The sequence below is a fragment of the Methylobacterium sp. A54F genome (assembly GCF_053346035.1).
Map to the genome: position 1 here is coordinate 1 of NZ_JBKFBF010000157.1, position 299 is coordinate 299.

Sequence of the window (299 nt, forward strand, 5' to 3'; positions counted from 1 at the left end):
GGCGTTCAGGATGAACCCGCCCATCACCAGGGCCGTGAAGGCGTAGGGGCCCAGGATGAAGCCGGCATGCGGCCCGAGGTCCGGCAATCCGAGGGTCATGGCGGGCTCAGAGCGCTTGACCGAGGGGGAGGGCGGCGTCGGGTCCCGGTGCGAGCCCGGTGGCGCCCGCGTCGAGGCGTTCGGCCTCGCGGATCGTCAGGGTGCGGACCCGGCGGCGCAAGATCTCGGTGCGCATGGCGTAGAGGTGGAGCGTCACGCCGAGGAGCGTCGCGGCGGCGATCATCACGAGGAGCGGGTAG

At 72.2% G+C, this 299-nt stretch carries 1 pseudogene; it reads right to left on the reverse strand.

Annotated features, from left to right (window positions below):
• Positions 1-106: 106 nt before the first annotated feature.
• A pseudogene (locus ACLBXP_RS25765) lies at positions 107-299 on the reverse strand (heme transporter HemC); the annotation flags it as partial.